The sequence below is a fragment of the Stenotrophomonas sp. GD03930 genome (genome assembly GCF_029839665.1).
GTDB lineage: Bacteria > Pseudomonadota > Gammaproteobacteria > Xanthomonadales > Xanthomonadaceae > Stenotrophomonas > Stenotrophomonas forensis.
Genome location: NZ_JAOCAV010000001.1, coordinates 702,972 through 718,130 on the forward strand (window position 1 = coordinate 702,972; position 15,159 = coordinate 718,130).

Consider the following 15,159-nt stretch of genomic DNA (forward strand, 5'->3'; position numbering starts at 1 on the left):
GGCAAGCGACCCGCTTTTGCTTTTCTTTCTTCTTTTCCGTGGTTGGACGAGGCAGGAAACTGTCAGAGGTGGGGCGGGGTGGGTTCGCGGGGGTGTCCGCGGCATGGATGCCGCGGCCAAGCCTCCACGGACGGATTCACGGCGTCCCCCGCGAACCCACCCCGCCCGGCCTCTGACAGTTTCCGTGCGCGTCCAGCCACGGAAGATCAAAAGAAGAGCAGGAGCAACAGCGGGTCGCTTCGCTCTGAGTCGAGCATGGCTCGACTCTACATTTCCCTCCCCACCCGATAACAACAACGCTTTTGCTGTCCGGTGCAGTGGAGAACGAGAGGGTTGGGTCGGGGTGGGGTGGCGGGACCGTTGGCGCCATGGATGGCGCCATCGAGCCCCCATGGGTGAGGGCGCTTTGCTTGCGAAGCACTGCTTCGCAAGCGCCCGAACGCACAGCCGCCAGCGGCTGGGCCGGACCGCGGAGCGGGGTTTACGGCGTGTCCCGCCACCCCACCCCGGCCCGACCCAGCACGTAAGAACAACGAGCCGACCAACCTGCTGTTGATCTTGATCTTGATGTTGATCTGTAAGCAGTCGCGGCCACAGGCCGCGCGGCCCCCTCACAGGTGCCGCAATTCCTGCTTCAGCATCGCCACGCAGCGGCGGCTGACTTCCAGCGGCTGCTTGCCATGCCTCAGCATCGCCTGCACCTGCCCACCCGAGCCACGGCGCAGTTCCACCAACTCGTGGCGTGCCACCAGGCAGTTGCGATGGATGCGGATGAAGCGGCTGGCGAACTCCTCCTCCAGCGACTTCAACGATTCCTCGATCAGGTCTTCGCCACGCGCGTGGTGCACCACCACGTACTTCTCTTCGGCCTGCAGGTAATGGATGTCGTCCAGCGGGATCAGCCGCAGGCTGCCGCGCAGGCGTGCGCACAGCATGCTGCGTGCCTGCTGCCCGCTGTTGTCCTGCGGCTGGCCGTCACGCCCGGCCAGGAAGGTACGTGCACGTGCGATCGCGGCGGCCAGGCGCTCGGCACGCACCGGCTTCATCAGGTAATCAATGGCCGCCGCCTCGAAGGCCGACAGCGCATGCGCGTCGTAGGCGGTGCAGAACACCACCGCCGGCCGTGGCTCGAAGCTGGCCAGGTGTCGGGCCGCTTCCAGGCCATCCAGCCCCGGCATCGCGATATCCAGCAGGACCAGGTCCGGCTGCAGCTCCGCGCAGGCGTGCAGGGCCTGCTCGCCGTTGCCGGCCTCGGCCACCACGTCAACGCCGTCCTGCGCCGCCAACAGGCTGCGCAGGCGCTCGCGCGCCAGCGGTTCGTCATCGGCGATGACTACCCTCACGATCGTCCCCTCACTGGATCGGCACCGTCACCTGGCAGGCATAGTAGCCCTCGCTCCAGCCGGCCGTCATCCGCGCGGCACTGCCGAAGCGCCAGGCCAGCCGATGACCGATGCTGTGCTGGGCATGCCCGGCACCGCGCGCCAGCGCCAGCCCCGGGGCCTGCGGATCGGGCGCGGGATTGCGCACGCGGATCTGCAGCTCCTGGCCCTCGCGCACCAGCTGCAGCTCGATGGTGCCGCCTTCGGGCAGGCGCGAGATGCCGTGCAGCACGGCGTTCTCCACCAGCGGCTGCAATACCAGCCTCGGCAATGGCAGGTCCCACGGCAGTGGTTCGTCACGCTGCCACTGCACCTGCAGGCGCTCGCCCAGGCGCAGCGATTCAATTGACAGATAGCGCTCGGCCAGCTCGCATTCGTCGCGCAGGGTCGAATCGCCCTCGCCTGCGCCCAACGCGGCGCGGAACAGATCGGACAGATCGAGCACCGCGCGCTCGGCCACGGCCGGATCGCGATGCAGCAGGCTGGCGATCAGGTTCATGCTGTTGAACAGGAAATGCGGGCGGATCCGCGCCTGCAGCGCATCGGCCTGCGCGCGCGCGTTGGCCTGCACCTGCGCGGCCCAGCGATCACTCACATAGAAATAGCGCAGCGCCAGCGCCGTGATCAGTGCAGTGGTGGCCGCACTGCCCAGGGTGAAGCGCCAGAAGCTGATACCACTGGCGAAGTTGTCCCCCAGCACCGCGTACAGCGCATGCACGATGCCGGCGCAGACCACCGCGATCAGGGTCGCCAGGGCGATCGCCGCGACCGCCCCCAGTACCTGCGGCAACCTCGACAACGCCTGCCGCAGCAGGCACAGGCTGGCCGAGACCGCCAGCGCCAGCCACAGCGCGAAACCGCTGGCCGACAGCAGTTCACCGAAGGTCCAGTGGCGACTGCCGTCGGGCGCCAGGGCCAGCACCACCACCACCAGCTCGGCCAGGCCAAGCATCGCCGCCAACCGCGGCAGGCGGCACAGCTCCGGCATCCACGGCGGTGTGCTGGCCGGGGCCATGGCTCAGGCAGCGCCCAGCCGTTCCTGCAGCCAGTCACCCAGCGCCTGGATCTCTTCGGCGCAGACCTGGTGGGCCATCGGATAGCTGTGCCATTCCAGTTCAAGGCCGAGCGCCTGCAGTGCCTGCGCGCTGTGCACGGCCACCGCCTGCGGAATCACCGGATCGCTGCTGCCATGGGCCATGAACACCGGCACCTGCACGGCACCGTCAACACGCTTGGCGCTTTCAGCCTCGGGCAGGTAGGTGGACAGCGCGATCAGACCGGCCAGCGGCGCGGTACGTGACAGCGCTGCGGTGAGGATGATTGCCCCACCCTGCGAAAAGCCCGCCAGGAAGATCTTCTCCGGCGCGATGCCACGCTCGATCTCACGTGCGATCAGCGCATCCAGCTGCACCACCGATTCCTGCACGCCGGCCATGTCGGCGCGCGAACGGAAGTCCATGCCGACGATGTCGTACCAGCCACGCATCGGCACGCCGTTGTTGATGGTGATCGGCCGCACCGGCGCGTGCGGAAACACGAAGCGCAGCGCCGGCCAATGCGGCCGCACCAGCTCCGGCACGATCGGCGCGAAGTCATGGCCATCGGCGCCGAGGCCGTGCAGCCAGATCACCGACCACTGCGGCGAGGCGCCGGTTTCCTGTTCCACCGTTTGCAGCATGATGCGGCTCCTTCAAGTTCGAGCCGCATTATGCCGCTGGCGCGGGGCGATCAGTACAGCGGCGGTTGCTCGGCCGCTTCCCGGCGCAGCTGTGCGGCGCGTACCAGCACCGGCGGCGGGATGTTCTCCTCGGGAATATCAAGCAGGCCAAGGCGGTGCAGGAAAGCGCCCGGGCCGCGCGAGGAGGTCAGTGCCACCACCGGCACCGCCAGCACCATGCCGATCACCACCGGCGCCATCCACGCCGCCAGCGACGGCGATACCGCCCAGGCCAGCACGCCCATGAAGGCGCCGAACACGCCCAGGCCACCGTAGCCACGGATCAGCGCCAGCCACGAGATGCCACCGTCGTCGCGCTGCTGTGCGTCCCAGCCCGAGTCGCGGCCGGACAGCACTTCGGCCACGCCGCGCGACTGCACGTACATCACTACCGGGGCCATCAGCGCGGCCAGCACGGTTTCCACCAGCATCGAGACGAACGCACGGATCGCCCCCCCGCAGCCGCGCCGGTCGACCGGGTCCAGCAGCATCGCCAGGTAGCCCAGCACCTTGGGCAGCAGCAGCACGGCCATGGTGGCGGCGAACAGGCGCACCACCTGTTCCTCGTCCTGGGCCCGCCAGTACACGCTGGGCGACAGGTGCAGCAGGGCGTTGAAGTCGATGCCCTGCTGGAACAACGGGATGGCGATGCCGATCAGCATCAGCATCGCCCACATCGGCGCGGTGAAGTAATGGCCGATGCCGATCAGCATGTGGGTGCGGCTGATCCAGTGCAGGCCGCGGCTGCCCACCACCTTGCCGTGCTGCAGGTTGCCCTGGCACCAGCGGCGGTCACGCACCAGCAGGTCGGTCAGCGTCGGCGGGCCTTCCTCGTAGCTGCCGCCCAGGTACGGCACCATGTGCGCGGCCCAGCCGCCACGGCGCATCAGCGCGGCTTCCACGAAATCGTGGCTGAGCACGTGGCCGCCGAACGGCTTGCGCCCCGGCAGCGCCGGCAGGCCGGCGTGGTCGGCGAAGGCGCGGGTGCGGATGATCGCGTTGTGGCCCCAGTAGTTGCTCTCGGCGCCGTGCCACCAGGCCACGCCACGGGCGATCACCGGGCCGTACACGCGGCCGCCGAACTGCTGCATGCGGGCGAACAGGGTGCGGCCACCGATCACCGACGGCAGCGTCTGGATCAGGCCGACATCGGCGTTGTGCTCCATGCCTGCGACCAGGCGCACGATGCTGTCGCCGGTCATCAGGCTGTCGGCGTCGAGGATCAGCATCTGCGGATAGGCACCGCCAAAGCGGCGCACCCAGTCGGCGATGTTGCCGGCCTTGCGCCCACTGTTGTCGCCACGGCGGCGATAGAACAGCCGCGTCTGGCCGTCCGGCACACGGTCGCGCAGTTCGGCGAACATCTGCTCTTCGGCACGCGCGATGTCCTCGCGGCGGGTATCGCTGAGCACGAAGAAATCGAAGCGCTCAAGCTGGCCGGTGGCGGCCACCGATTCATAGATGGCCTGCAGGCCCGCCAGCAGGCGGCGCGGATCTTCGTTGTAGGTCGGCATCAGCAGCGCGGTGCGGCTGTGCACGGTCGGCAGCGGCTTGTCCGGGTCGATGCCGAGCCGGTAGCCACGGTCGAACACGGCGGTCAGGAAGCCCGCCAGTGCGCTGGCGAAGGACAGCGCGATCCAGGCAAACAGGCCCACGAACAACACCAGCAGGCAGGCTTCAAGCACGCTGATGCCATTGGTCGACAGCACCCGCCACATCATCCGCGTGGCCACCGCGGTCATGCCCAGCGTGCCACCGAAAATGTAGAAACGCCGCAGGCCGATCAGGCGCGGCGACGTGCGATGCCGGCGGACCTTGAGGGCGCCTTCGCGCAGGCTCTGCTCGGGCATCTGCAACGGAGATTCAGCAGGCAGCAGCGCCCAGCCGGCATCCAGCCGGGGCGCATCCGCTTCCGCGTGGATGGTCTGACCCCCCATCACCGCCTACTCCGCACGTTCGGCACGGCCGGCCATCCCGGCCAGGCTGCATGCACGAAGGTTCCCGGCGCGCCTTCCCGGCGCCCGCACTTGTCCTGGCTGTGCCGGCCCTTGGCCGCACAGTCGATGTCTGTCACTACCGGAACCCACACGATCTCCAACGGGGCGGAATCGAAAATGCGGCCCAGTCTAGGGCGCCGGATGTAAGCCGGGTGCGAAGGCCTACGCCGGGAATTATCCCCATTCAGCAAACAGCAGGCGATGACGCCCCGCAATCGAGGTTGTCGCTTTATTACGACAGGTACTGGATCGTAACAAACGCGAACGGTTATCATTTCATTAACCAGGCAGGTCACCGTCTTCCCGACGGTTGAGACCCACCCAGCCGCGCCGGCCCCGCCGCGCGCCGACGACCCACGGAAGGGGGCTGCCTGCTGTCTGCCTGCGCCTGCGCTTCCACCGGGTCTCTCCTACTCCCATGGAAGCCCTCATGTCCCTGTCATTCCGTTCCCGTTCCGCGCATCCCGCGCGCAGCCGCCTGGCCGTCGCCGTTGCCACCACCTGCCTGCTTGCCCTGCCCGGCCTGGCCGCCGCCGGGGCCGCCGCCGATGCGTCCACCAAGGATCTGGACACCGTGGTGGTCACCGCCTCGGGCAACCAGCAATGGATCAAGGATGCCCCGGCCAGCATCAGCGTGATCAGCCGCGAGGACATCGAGCGCCAGCCGGTACACGACCTGGCCACCCTGCTCAGCCGGGTGCCCGGCGTGACCGGCGGCCTCAGCGCCGCCGGCGAGCAGTCCAAGATCAAGCTGCGCGGCATGCCGTCCAACTACACGCTGGTGCTGGTGGACGGCAAGCGCATGGGCAGCTCGGCCTCGACCAACTACCGCCCCGACCTCGGACGCCAGGACCTGAACTGGATTTCGCCGGACCAGATCGAGCGCATCGAAGTGGTGCGCGGGCCGATGTCGTCGCTGTATGGCTCCGACGCCATGGGCGGCGTGATCAACATCATCACCAAACGCATCGGTGATGACTGGAACGGCAGTGCCACCCACAGCTACACGCGACCGGGCGACGACAAGCGCGGCGACACCCAGCAGATCGGCGCTACGTTCTCCGGCCCGCTCGGCGAGCGCTTCGGCCTGCGCATCGGCGCCAACAGCATGCGCCGTGATTCCGACCGGTCCAATGGCGGCGTCTACGGCAATGCCTATGCCGGCGAGAAGGACCGCAATGTCGACGCGCTGCTGCAGTGGAAACTCAGCGACGCGCAGGAACTGTCGCTGGAAGCCGGCCACGGCGTGCAGCAGGCCTTCATCGATGCTGCACTGGAAAAGCAGGACGAAGGTGCGTGGGGGGCCACCGAACTCAAGCGCAGCTCGCTGGCGCTCAACCACGATGGCAAGTGGCGCTTCGGCAACTCGAAGATCAGCGCGTACTGGACCGAGTACAAGAACGACATCGGCGCCACCGGCCGCTCCGAGGCCACCGACACCATCATCGAAGGCAGCCTGACCACGCCGTTCACCCTCGGCGTTGAACACCAGTTCGCCGTGGGTGGCCAATGGAAGCGCCAGGAGCTGACCAACACCGACACCATCGGCCGTGCACCGATCGACTATGCCGGCAACGCGGTCAGCGGCTCCGATCTGGAAGTGGACACCTGGGCGCTGTTCGTCGAGGACGAACTGAAACTGCATCGCACCCTGGCGCTGACGCTGGGCGCACGCCTGGATCACCATGAGAAATTCGGGGGCCACGTCAGCCCGCGTGCCTACCTGGTCTGGCACCCGGCCGAGCAGTGGACGATCCGTGGCGGCGTCTCCAAGGGTTTCCGCGCACCCAGCCTGACCGAAAATTCGGCGACTGCCGCCACCCAGTCCGGTGGCCGTGGCTGCACCTCGCTGATCCCGCTGGGCTATACCCGCGGCGGCTGCTACATGGCCGGCAACCCGGACCTGGACCCGGAAACCAGCACCAACCGCGAGATCGGCGTCAGTTTCGACAACGACTGGGTGGATGCCGGCCTGACCTACTTCCACACCGACTTCAGGAACAAGATCGAGTACGCCCCGCTGGGCAGGTTCAACGGTATCTGGTGGACGCGCATGAGCAACGTGCAGCGCGCACGCACCAGCGGCATGGAAGGCAACCTCAATTTCCGCTTCGGCGAGCACTGGCGCTGGCGCACTTCGGCGACCTGGATGAAGGAAGCCAAGAACCTGACCACCGGCCGCAACCTGATCGACACGCCGGAGTTCTCCGGCTATTCGTCGCTGGACTGGACGCCGAACACGGCGTTCTCCAGTAGCCTGTCGGCGCAGTACACCGGCAAGCAGGACGGCGTGGCCACCACCTTCCTCAAGGCCTACACCCTGTATGACCTGACCGCCGCCTGGAACGTCAACCCGGTGCTGACCCTGCGCGGCGGTGTCAGCAACCTGGCCGACAAGAAGCTGTATGCCGAAGGCTCCACCGACTACTTCGTAGCCGGGCGCAGCTACTTCCTCAGCATGACCGCGCGGTTCTGACCGGCGGCGCGCCGCGATCGCGCTGGCGGTGAGCCAGCGCGATCGACGGTGTTGCGGGTTACTCGCTTTGCAGTGCGGCCGGTGCCGCAGTGCGCGTGGCGGCCGTGCGTGCACGGTCCATCGCCACCGCCAGTTGCTGGCGGGCGAGCAGTTGTTGTGCCTGCACCACTTCAGGTGTCGGCAGGAGCACCGGTCCCGGTGCGTTTTCCGGTGTAGCAGGTGTGGTCATGCAACCTCCATGGACATCCCGCCGCCGCACGGATTCAGCTGGAGCGGCAGCGGAACTGCGCACCCTATCCTAAAAACAAGGCGGATGGGTGACGGTGCGGCGCCCGGCCGCAGCACCGCGCCGGCCATACGACTGGACTCGCGGTGCCGGGGCGCATTCCTGAACCCGTTGCCGTGTGCACGGTTCATCGCCATGACCGCCCCGGCCGCCGCCCGGGGGCTCACGCCGCGCGGCGTGCCACCGACACCGGCCCGGCCTGCAGGCGGAAGCGCGACACCGCCACCGCCAGCTGCTCGGCCTGCTCCTCCATCGCCCGCGCGGCGGCACTGGCTTCCTCCACCAGCGCAGCGTTCTGCTGGGTGGTCTCGTCCATCTGCACCACGGTCTGGTTGACCTGCTCGATGCCGGCCGACTGCTCGCGCGAGGCGGCCGAGATCTCGGCCATGATCTCGTTGACCCGCCCGACCTGGCCGACGATCTCCTGCATGGTGCGACCGGCGCCATGCACCAGTTCCGCGCCGGCGCCGACCTGCGCGACCGAGGCATCGATCAGCTCCTTGATCTCCTTGGCCGCGCCGGCCGAGCGCTGCGCCAGCGCGCGCACTTCGCTGGCGACCACCGCAAACCCGCGGCCCTGCTCACCGGCACGTGCCGCTTCCACCGCGGCGTTCAGCGCCAGGATGTTGGTCTGGAACGCGATGCCATCGATCACCGAGATGATCTCGGCAATGCGCTGCGACGAGGCCTCGATCTGCTCCATGGTCTGCACCACCTGGCTGACCACCTGTCCCCCTTCGCTGGCCACGCCGGCCGCGGAACCGGCCAGTGTGTTGGCCTGCAGCGCGTGATCGGCGTTCTGGCGCACGGTGGAGGTCAGTTCCTCCATCGACGCGGCGGTCTCTTCCAGGTTCGCGGCCTGCTGTTCGGTACGCCGCGACAGGTCGCTGTTGCCGGCTGCGATCTCGCCGGCTGCCAGACGGATGCTGGCCGCGGACTGCTGGATCTGCCCGACGATCCCGGTCAGCTGCTGCACGGTGCTGTTGGCATCGTCGCGCATCACCGCGAACACCCCGTGGAAGTCACCCTGCATGCGGGCAGTGAGGTCACCGGCGGCGATCGCACGCAGCAGCGTCGACAGCGCGGCCAGGTTGTGGTCGCTGACCTGCATCATGGTGTTGAGCGTTTCCACCATGCGGCGGAAGTCGTGGTCGAAGCGCAGCGCATCGCCACGCACCGCGAAATCACCGGCAGCGGCGGCCGCAGCCAGCTGCTGGATCTGATCGTTGATCGCGGCCAGGTTGCTCTTGGTAGTGGCCATCGCGGCGCTGAACACGGCCTTCTCGCCCGGCAGCGCCTCCATGTCCACGCTGAGGTCGCCTACGGCATAGCGCTGCATCACTTCGACCAGGCGCTGGGTGACCGCATTGCTGGAGGCCACCAGTTGGTTGCTGTCGGCCACCATGCGGCCGTACTCGCCCGGGAACGCCGACGCGTCCATCCGGTAGCTGAGCTCGCCGGCGTCATGACGGCGGGCCATTTCCGCCTGCGCGGCCATCACCGCCTGCAGCTGGCCGCGCATGCCCTGCATCGCCTCCAGCAGGCGTCCCACTTCGTCATTGCTGCGCGCCGGCAGGGTGCTGTCCAGCTTGCCCGCCGCGACATCGCCGGCCACGCGCACGGCTTCGGCCAGCGGGCGGATCACCAGCCGGCGCAGCAGCACGTAGACACCCGCGCTCAGGGCCAGGGCCGCCACCACGCCGACCAGCAGGGTCAGCCACAGCAGCTGGCGCGCCTCGGCCACGATCACCGCATGCGGCATCACCACGCCCAGCGCGAAACGCTGCGGGGCATCGCCCACGCGCAGCGGCACATACACGCGCACGTTGCCGGCGGCATCCGGGGTGAAGGCTTCGAAGCGGCGGTCGGCGGCGATGTCCGCCAGCATGCTGCGGGTCAGCGCGTCGCTGCGCGGCTTGCCGATCTCGGCGGCGTTGGCCGAGGCCAGCACCACGCCCTTGGGCGAAAGCAGCTCGACACGGCCGGCGCCCATCGGCGTCAGCGTGGCCAGGTGCTTCTGCAGCGCTGCCAGCGAGAAGTCGACGGTGAACACGCCGAGGAAGGTGCCCTTCTCGATGATCGGTGTGCTCAGTGTGCTCATCAGCACCTGCTGGCCGCCGATGTCGTAGGCATAGGGTTCACTGACCTTGGGCAGCTTGTCGCGGCTGGGACCCATGTACCAGTCGGCCGAACCATCGGCGGCTTCGGTGTAGTCCGTCATCGGCGACTGCTGCGGTGCGCCGTCCTGCCAGGCCCAGTAGCTCATGTAGCGGCCTGTGGCATCGTGCGCCTCGGTGTTGACGAACTCGGCGTCCTTGCCGTCGAACGCATCGGCTTCCCACATGGTGCTCTTGCCCAGCCATTCCGGATGGGTGCGCAGCTGCTCGCCGAGCACCGCCGCCAGGCTGGCGCGGTCGGGTACATCGCCGCGCGCACGCTGGGCGAGCACGGCTTCGACCATCGCGTCGTTGCTGGCGAAGGCCGTGCCCAGATCGGCCGCGACCTGGCGCGCCTCGGCATTGGCTTCGCTGGTCATGGTCTGGCGCGAGGCATCGATCAGGCTGGCGCTGGCCTGGCGATAGATCAGGAACGCGGTCAGGCCGAAGCACAGCAGCGCGATCACGGCGGTGCCCAGCATCAGCTTGTGGGCGATGCTGCCCGGGCGTCGGGCAGCGGCGGAACGGGAAGGAGGCATGGAAGGGTCCGCTAGGCAGTTCAGGATGACCGGCACCGCGAGGGCACCGCGCAGGCGCGCGATCCGTCGCGCAGGCCGCCGGCCGCCGGGGCATGCCCGGCGCTGGAAGCGCACCGGGTTAGCGGCCGCCCACCCACGAGGTTGAGGCGGCCCGCCTGCACATTCCTGAATCTGCTCAGGGACGGGTCAGCAACCCGCCCCGCTGCCGGCTACTCGGCTACGCGGTCCTTGATCCACTGCGCCCGCGGCAGCACTTCGATGCTGCCGGCGGCGTACTGCTGCAGCACATCGTACGGGCCGAATCGCGGTTGCCAGCCCAGCTCGCTTCGGAGGCGGGCACTGTCGTAGACGCGGTCGATGCTCATCGGCAGCGGCCAGCCACGGCGTTCGAACTCGGCCAGCAGCTGCGGCACGCGCCGCGCCAGCACATTGCGCGGCTGGGTGGCCAGTTCCAGGCAGTCCTCGCGCCGGAAGGGCGTCGGCGCACAGGCGATGTAGCGGGCGAAGGCGGCGCCGTCATCGAGCAGCAGCGCGGCATGCGCACTGGCCACGTCACGCGCGTCGATGCCACGGTGCAGGCGGAACATCGCCATGCGCTCGGGCGGCTCCGGGAAGCAACGGCCCATGCGCAGCACGCGCACGCTGAAGCCCGGTGCGGCCGCGGCCATGGCCAGGGCTTCGGCCTGCAGCTTGCTGCGGTGATAGATCGTGCGCGGCAAGGGCTCGGTGTCTTCATCGATCCAGCGGCAGCCTCCCGCCACCACCGCATGCCCGTACAGCGCGGTGGTACTGGTCAGCACGAACCGCCGCGCACCGGCCTCGCGCGCGGCCTGCAGCAGGTGCGCGGTGGCCTCCACGTTGATCTGCTGGAACACCGCGTCCGGCACCAGTCCCACATGTGGTGCGTGCAGGGCGGCGGTGTGGATCACTGCGTCGACGCCCCGGACAGCGCGCTGCACGGCCTGGCGATCGGTGACATCGGCGATGATGCGGGTGGTGGCGAACGGGCTGCGATCCAGCCCCACCACTTCGTGGGTGGCCGCAAGCGCGCCGAAGATCGCACGCCCGATCCGTCCGGAACTGCCGGTCAACAGAATCTTCATTGAGTCCATTCGCTCGAAGCGCCCGGGAACTACCGGGATGATTCGATTCTAGGCAAGCAGCATGTCGTCTGCGATAGCCTGGAGTTGCAAAAATGCATTCATCGTGGCGGCGTTGGCGACGCCAGCAGTTGCCGCGCGATGAACAGCGGATCATCGCCACCGGGCACATCCGGAGTGATGCCGGTTCGTTCCCAGTTGCTGCCGGTACGCAGGTTGATCGGCTGACGGTCCGGAATGCTGATCTGATAACCATCGGGCAGCTGCACAGGATCATCGAACATGTGCGCGGCGCCACCACTGCGGCTACCGACGATGCGCGCGCGCCCCATCGCCTGCAGCGAGTACGCGACGAACTCGGCCGCCGAGCCGGTGCGGCGGTCGATCAACACCACCAGCGGCTTCAGGTAGGGCGGCAGGCTGGCCGGCGGCAACCGGACCGCGGTGCGCCGCCCGCGCTGCTCCAGCGCCTGTACCTCGGTGATTCCCGGCTCCAGCAGGGTACGCACCAGCAGGTCCGCGCTGCCATCATCACCGCCGCCGTTCTGGCGCAGGTCCAGCACCAGGCCGTCGGTATCGGCCAGCAGGCCGAACGCTGCCACCAGTTTTGGCCGGGCCAGGTCGAGCGGATAGAAGGTGCTCAGGCGCAGGTAGCCAACGTTGCCCTCGAGCACCCGTACCTCGCGCACGCCGGCACCATTGCCGCGCGCGTCCGCACGCCAGGCCATCAGCCAGTCGTCCTCGCCGGCATCGGCGTCCACGCGTTCCACATGGAAGTGGCCATCGAACACGTCCAGATCCTGGTTCAGGCGTGCGCTGAACGCCTGCGGGTCCGCGCAGCTGTCCGCATAGCGCCGCTGGCTGGACCAGCCGCGCACCGCTGCAGCAATGCGGGCACCTTCGGCCTCGTCCAGGTACTGCGCCTGTATTGCGGTGGCCGCGGCCTGCAGCACCGCATCCTGGGACGGGCATGCTGCCGCCAGCAACGCACCCAGCATCCACGAAACCGCCATGACCCCACCCCGCATTGATGATGTATAAGGGCTTATATATCATCGCGATCATGGTTCTCCAACACGCCACCCTCGGGACGCTGCTGCGCGCCCTGCTCGATCAGCTCGACCCGGCCGTCGAACAGGCCTATCGCGATCTGCAGCTGGACTATCGGCCGCGCTACACCCCGGTGCTGCGCACGCTGATGGCGCAGGGGCCGTGCCGCATCAAGGACCTGGCAGTGGCCTGCGGACTCAGCCATTCGGCGCTCAGCCAGACCGTAGCAGCGATGGTGCGCGACGGCTGGCTGCACAGCGCCATCGGTGAAGACAGCCGCGAACGCATCCTGCAGTTGAGCCCGCATGCGCTGCAGGCCGTGCCGGCGCTGCAGGCCCAGTGGCAGGCCACCGCGCGTGCAGCACGCAGCCTGGAGGCCGACCTCGGCCAGTCGCTGGAACAGGTGCTGCGCAGCGCCTTGCAGGCGCTCGAACAACGCCCCTTCGCGCAGCGCCTGCGCGAGGCACGCGAAGACTGACACGGTTCGGCCCCACTGCGGCCGATGGCGGCCGGCCGCTTGAACCGTGTGCGCAGGCCGCGTGAAGACAAGTGCAAGGATGGCGACCTGGACTTAGCGCGCGATGGCCAAGCATGGCCGCTGTCGCCGACGACGGTGACGCCCACACCGCAGGAGGATTCACATGACTGGCCAGAACCCGCGCAGCTCCACCCGGGGTTTCGCCTCGATGGACGGGGACAAGCAACGTGCGATCGCCGCCAAGGGCGGACGCGCCGCGCATGCCTCCGGCAACGCGCATGAATTCAGCCCGGACGAGGCCCGCGTCGCCGGCCGCAAGGGCGGCGAAGCCATCAGCCGCGATCGGCAGCACATGGCAGCGATCGGCCGCGAAGGCGGCCACGCACGCCACGCCAACGCACGCCAGCAGCAGCAACAGGCATCGCTCGATCCCACCGCGAAGGATCCGCAACGCCAGCAGGGATGAGCGCTACGCAGTCAGTGCGCAAGGCGAAGTCGGCGCAGGCCGATCGCCGCAAGCAGAGCCAGCACGCCTGCCACCGCCATCGCCCAGCCGAAGCCACTGGCCATCGCACTTCGGTACCACGCCACCACCTGGGGCGTGGAATGCGACGAGCCCGGGTGCAGGATCAGCCCGCGTGCATGGGCGGCCAGCCCTGGCTGCCCGGCGGCCAGTGCGGACGCGGCAAACTGGCGGACCGCACGCAGGCCCATCAGGCTGCCCAGCAGCGCGATGCCCAGGCTCATGCCGGCCTGGCGCAATGCATTCATCGTGGCTGACGCGATGCCCGCGCGCTCGGCCGGTACCTGGGCCATCACCGCCATGCCAGTGGCGGGTACTGCCAAGCCCATGCCGATGCCCAGCAGCATCAGCAAGGCACTGGCCTGCCCGCGCGACGTCGCCGGCTGGAACGTGGCCATCGCGCACAGCGCCACGGCGACCAGCACATAGCCGCAGACCAGCGCGGTGTGCAGCCCCACGCGTACCACCAGGCGACCGAACAACAACGAGACGACGCCCATCAACAGGAACTGCGGCACCAGCTGCGAGCCTGCCGAGGCTGCGCTGAGCCCCTGCGCCTCGTGGAAGAACAGGGACAGGAAAAACAGGCTCGCATAGGCGGTGAATCCCAGTACGAACGAAGCCAGGTTGAGCATGCCGAAACGGCGATCGGCAAACAGGTCCAGCGGCAGCAGCGGGCGTGCCACCCGGCGTTCGACCAGGCCGAACAACACCAGCCCGGCGCCGGCGATGCCCAGCGCCGACAGCGTTGCCGGCGCCAGCAGGCCCTGCTCGCCGATCGCGATCAGGCCATAGCTCAGCGCACCCAGTGCAACGACGCTGAGCAGCTGCCCCACCGGGTCCAGCGCGGCATGGTGTGGATGCCGCCGCTCCGGGATACCCCACGCACCGAGCATGAGGGCAAGCAGGCCCAGCGGCAGGTTGATCAGGAAGATGCTCGTCCAGCCGGCTCGCTGCACCAGCACGCCGCCCAACAGCGGGCCGAGTACCAGGGCCAGCGCACTGAATGCCGACCAGCCCCCGATCGCGCGCGCACGCTGGCGCGGATCGGGGAACGCATGGCTGAGGATCGGCATGGCGCTGGGAATCAGCAGCGCACCGGCGATGCCCTGCACCACGCGCCCGGCCACCAGCGTCTGCAGGTTGCCGGCGCAGGCGCACAGCAACGACCCCAGGGTGAAGGTGGCCACGCTGAGCAGCCACATCCGCCGATGCCCATAACGATCGCCGAGCGGGCCCGCTGACAGCATCAGGGCCGACAACGCGATGGCATACGCGTTGATCACCCACTGCAGACCGGCCATGTCGGTGTCCAGCGCCTGCTGCAGGGTCGGCAGGGCGACGTTGACGATGCTGATGTCCAGCGAGGCGAGGAAGGTGCCGAGGTAGGCCGCCAGCACCAGGGCCGGTCGTCGCAAGCGTTGCATGTTCGGATCCCGGGCTAGGATGTGCCCG

Annotated in this window: 12 protein-coding genes; 3 read left to right on the plus strand and 9 right to left on the minus strand. The window is 68.5% G+C overall.

Annotated elements, in window-relative coordinates:
* Window positions 1-611: 611 nt before the first annotated feature.
* From N5C18_RS03285 to mdoH, 4 genes are read right to left on the minus strand one after another with little or no spacing between them, the layout of a single operon-like run.
* Complete coding sequence (locus N5C18_RS03285; protein ID WP_053450872.1) at window positions 612-1,343, minus strand: LytTR family DNA-binding domain-containing protein; 732 nt, start codon at window positions 1,341-1,343, stop codon at window positions 612-614.
* A gap of 10 nt (window positions 1,344-1,353) precedes the next feature.
* Complete coding sequence (locus tag N5C18_RS03290; protein WP_006471622.1) at window positions 1,354-2,397, minus strand: sensor histidine kinase; 1,044 nt, start codon at window positions 2,395-2,397, stop codon at window positions 1,354-1,356.
* A 3-nt stretch (window positions 2,398-2,400) separates the two neighbouring features.
* On the minus strand, window positions 2,401-3,060 hold the full coding sequence (locus N5C18_RS03295) for an alpha/beta hydrolase (RefSeq protein WP_080374968.1): 660 nt from the start codon (window positions 3,058-3,060) through the stop codon (window positions 2,401-2,403).
* Window positions 3,061-3,110: 50 nt separating this feature from the next.
* Window positions 3,111-5,036 (minus strand): glucans biosynthesis glucosyltransferase MdoH, encoded by a 1,926-nt coding sequence (gene mdoH, locus N5C18_RS03300; protein ID WP_279943825.1) that lies wholly within the window; start codon window positions 5,034-5,036, stop codon window positions 3,111-3,113.
* Between the two features lie 490 nt (window positions 5,037-5,526).
* Here mdoH and N5C18_RS03305 point away from each other — a divergent pair, with 490 nt between their 5' ends.
* The gene (locus tag N5C18_RS03305; protein WP_053510147.1) at window positions 5,527-7,572 is read left to right on the plus strand and encodes a TonB-dependent receptor; all 2,046 of its coding nucleotides are present in this window, start codon (window positions 5,527-5,529) and stop codon (window positions 7,570-7,572) included.
* 58 nt (window positions 7,573-7,630) lie between these two features.
* Here N5C18_RS03305 and N5C18_RS03310 read toward each other — a convergent pair whose 3' ends face one another.
* The 4 genes from N5C18_RS03310 to N5C18_RS03325 all read right to left on the minus strand — a co-directional run bounded on the left by N5C18_RS03310 (window position 7,631) and on the right by N5C18_RS03325 (window position 12,666).
* Window positions 7,631-7,801, minus strand: coding sequence for a hypothetical protein (locus N5C18_RS03310; RefSeq protein ID WP_180879615.1), 171 nt, complete (start codon window positions 7,799-7,801; stop codon window positions 7,631-7,633).
* 220 nt (window positions 7,802-8,021) lie between these two features.
* Window positions 8,022-10,553, minus strand: a complete 2,532-nt coding sequence (locus N5C18_RS03315; protein WP_279943827.1) for a methyl-accepting chemotaxis protein — start codon at window positions 10,551-10,553, stop codon at window positions 8,022-8,024.
* A 209-nt stretch (window positions 10,554-10,762) separates the two neighbouring features.
* A complete protein-coding gene (locus N5C18_RS03320; protein ID WP_279943828.1) occupies window positions 10,763-11,656 on the minus strand; it encodes an NAD(P)-dependent oxidoreductase in 894 nt (297 codons plus the stop codon).
* A 98-nt stretch (window positions 11,657-11,754) separates the two neighbouring features.
* On the minus strand, window positions 11,755-12,666 hold the full coding sequence (locus N5C18_RS03325; protein ID WP_279943829.1) for a S41 family peptidase: 912 nt from the start codon (window positions 12,664-12,666) through the stop codon (window positions 11,755-11,757).
* Window positions 12,667-12,716: 50 nt separating this feature from the next.
* On the opposite strand from N5C18_RS03325, the gene N5C18_RS03330 reads away from it, so the two are divergent.
* Window positions 12,717-13,181, plus strand: a complete 465-nt coding sequence (locus N5C18_RS03330; RefSeq protein ID WP_279943831.1) for a MarR family transcriptional regulator — start codon at window positions 12,717-12,719, stop codon at window positions 13,179-13,181.
* A 163-nt stretch (window positions 13,182-13,344) separates the two neighbouring features.
* Window positions 13,345-13,647: a KGG domain-containing protein gene (locus tag N5C18_RS03335; RefSeq protein ID WP_008266579.1), complete on the plus strand. Its 303-nt coding sequence runs from the start codon at window positions 13,345-13,347 to the stop codon at window positions 13,645-13,647.
* A gap of 11 nt (window positions 13,648-13,658) precedes the next feature.
* On the opposite strand, the gene N5C18_RS03340 is transcribed toward N5C18_RS03335, so the two are convergent.
* The gene (locus tag N5C18_RS03340; RefSeq protein ID WP_279943833.1) at window positions 13,659-15,131 is read right to left on the minus strand and encodes an MFS transporter; all 1,473 of its coding nucleotides are present in this window, start codon (window positions 15,129-15,131) and stop codon (window positions 13,659-13,661) included.
* Between the last annotated feature and the right edge of the window lie 28 nt (window positions 15,132-15,159).

Excerpts from the sequence above, each read along its gene's own strand:
- N5C18_RS03290 (WP_006471622.1), bottom strand. The coding sequence starts at position 2,397 with ATGGCCCCGGCCAGCACACCGCCGTGGATGCCGGAGCTGTGCCGCCTG.
- N5C18_RS03295 (WP_080374968.1), bottom strand. The coding sequence starts at position 3,060 with ATGCTGCAAACGGTGGAACAGGAAACCGGCGCCTCGCCGCAGTGGTCG.
- mdoH (WP_279943825.1), bottom strand. The coding sequence starts at position 5,036 with ATGGGGGGTCAGACCATCCACGCGGAAGCGGATGCGCCCCGGCTGGAT.
- N5C18_RS03305 (WP_053510147.1), top strand. The coding sequence starts at position 5,527 with ATGTCCCTGTCATTCCGTTCCCGTTCCGCGCATCCCGCGCGCAGCCGC.
- N5C18_RS03310 (WP_180879615.1), bottom strand. The coding sequence starts at position 7,801 with ATGACCACACCTGCTACACCGGAAAACGCACCGGGACCGGTGCTCCTG.
- N5C18_RS03315 (WP_279943827.1), bottom strand. The coding sequence starts at position 10,553 with ATGCCTCCTTCCCGTTCCGCCGCTGCCCGACGCCCGGGCAGCATCGCC.
- N5C18_RS03320 (WP_279943828.1), bottom strand. The coding sequence starts at position 11,656 with ATGAAGATTCTGTTGACCGGCAGTTCCGGACGGATCGGGCGTGCGATC.
- N5C18_RS03325 (WP_279943829.1), bottom strand. The coding sequence starts at position 12,666 with ATGGCGGTTTCGTGGATGCTGGGTGCGTTGCTGGCGGCAGCATGCCCG.
- N5C18_RS03330 (WP_279943831.1), top strand. The coding sequence starts at position 12,717 with ATGGTTCTCCAACACGCCACCCTCGGGACGCTGCTGCGCGCCCTGCTC.
- N5C18_RS03335 (WP_008266579.1), top strand. The coding sequence starts at position 13,345 with ATGACTGGCCAGAACCCGCGCAGCTCCACCCGGGGTTTCGCCTCGATG.
- N5C18_RS03340 (WP_279943833.1), bottom strand. The coding sequence starts at position 15,131 with ATGCAACGCTTGCGACGACCGGCCCTGGTGCTGGCGGCCTACCTCGGC.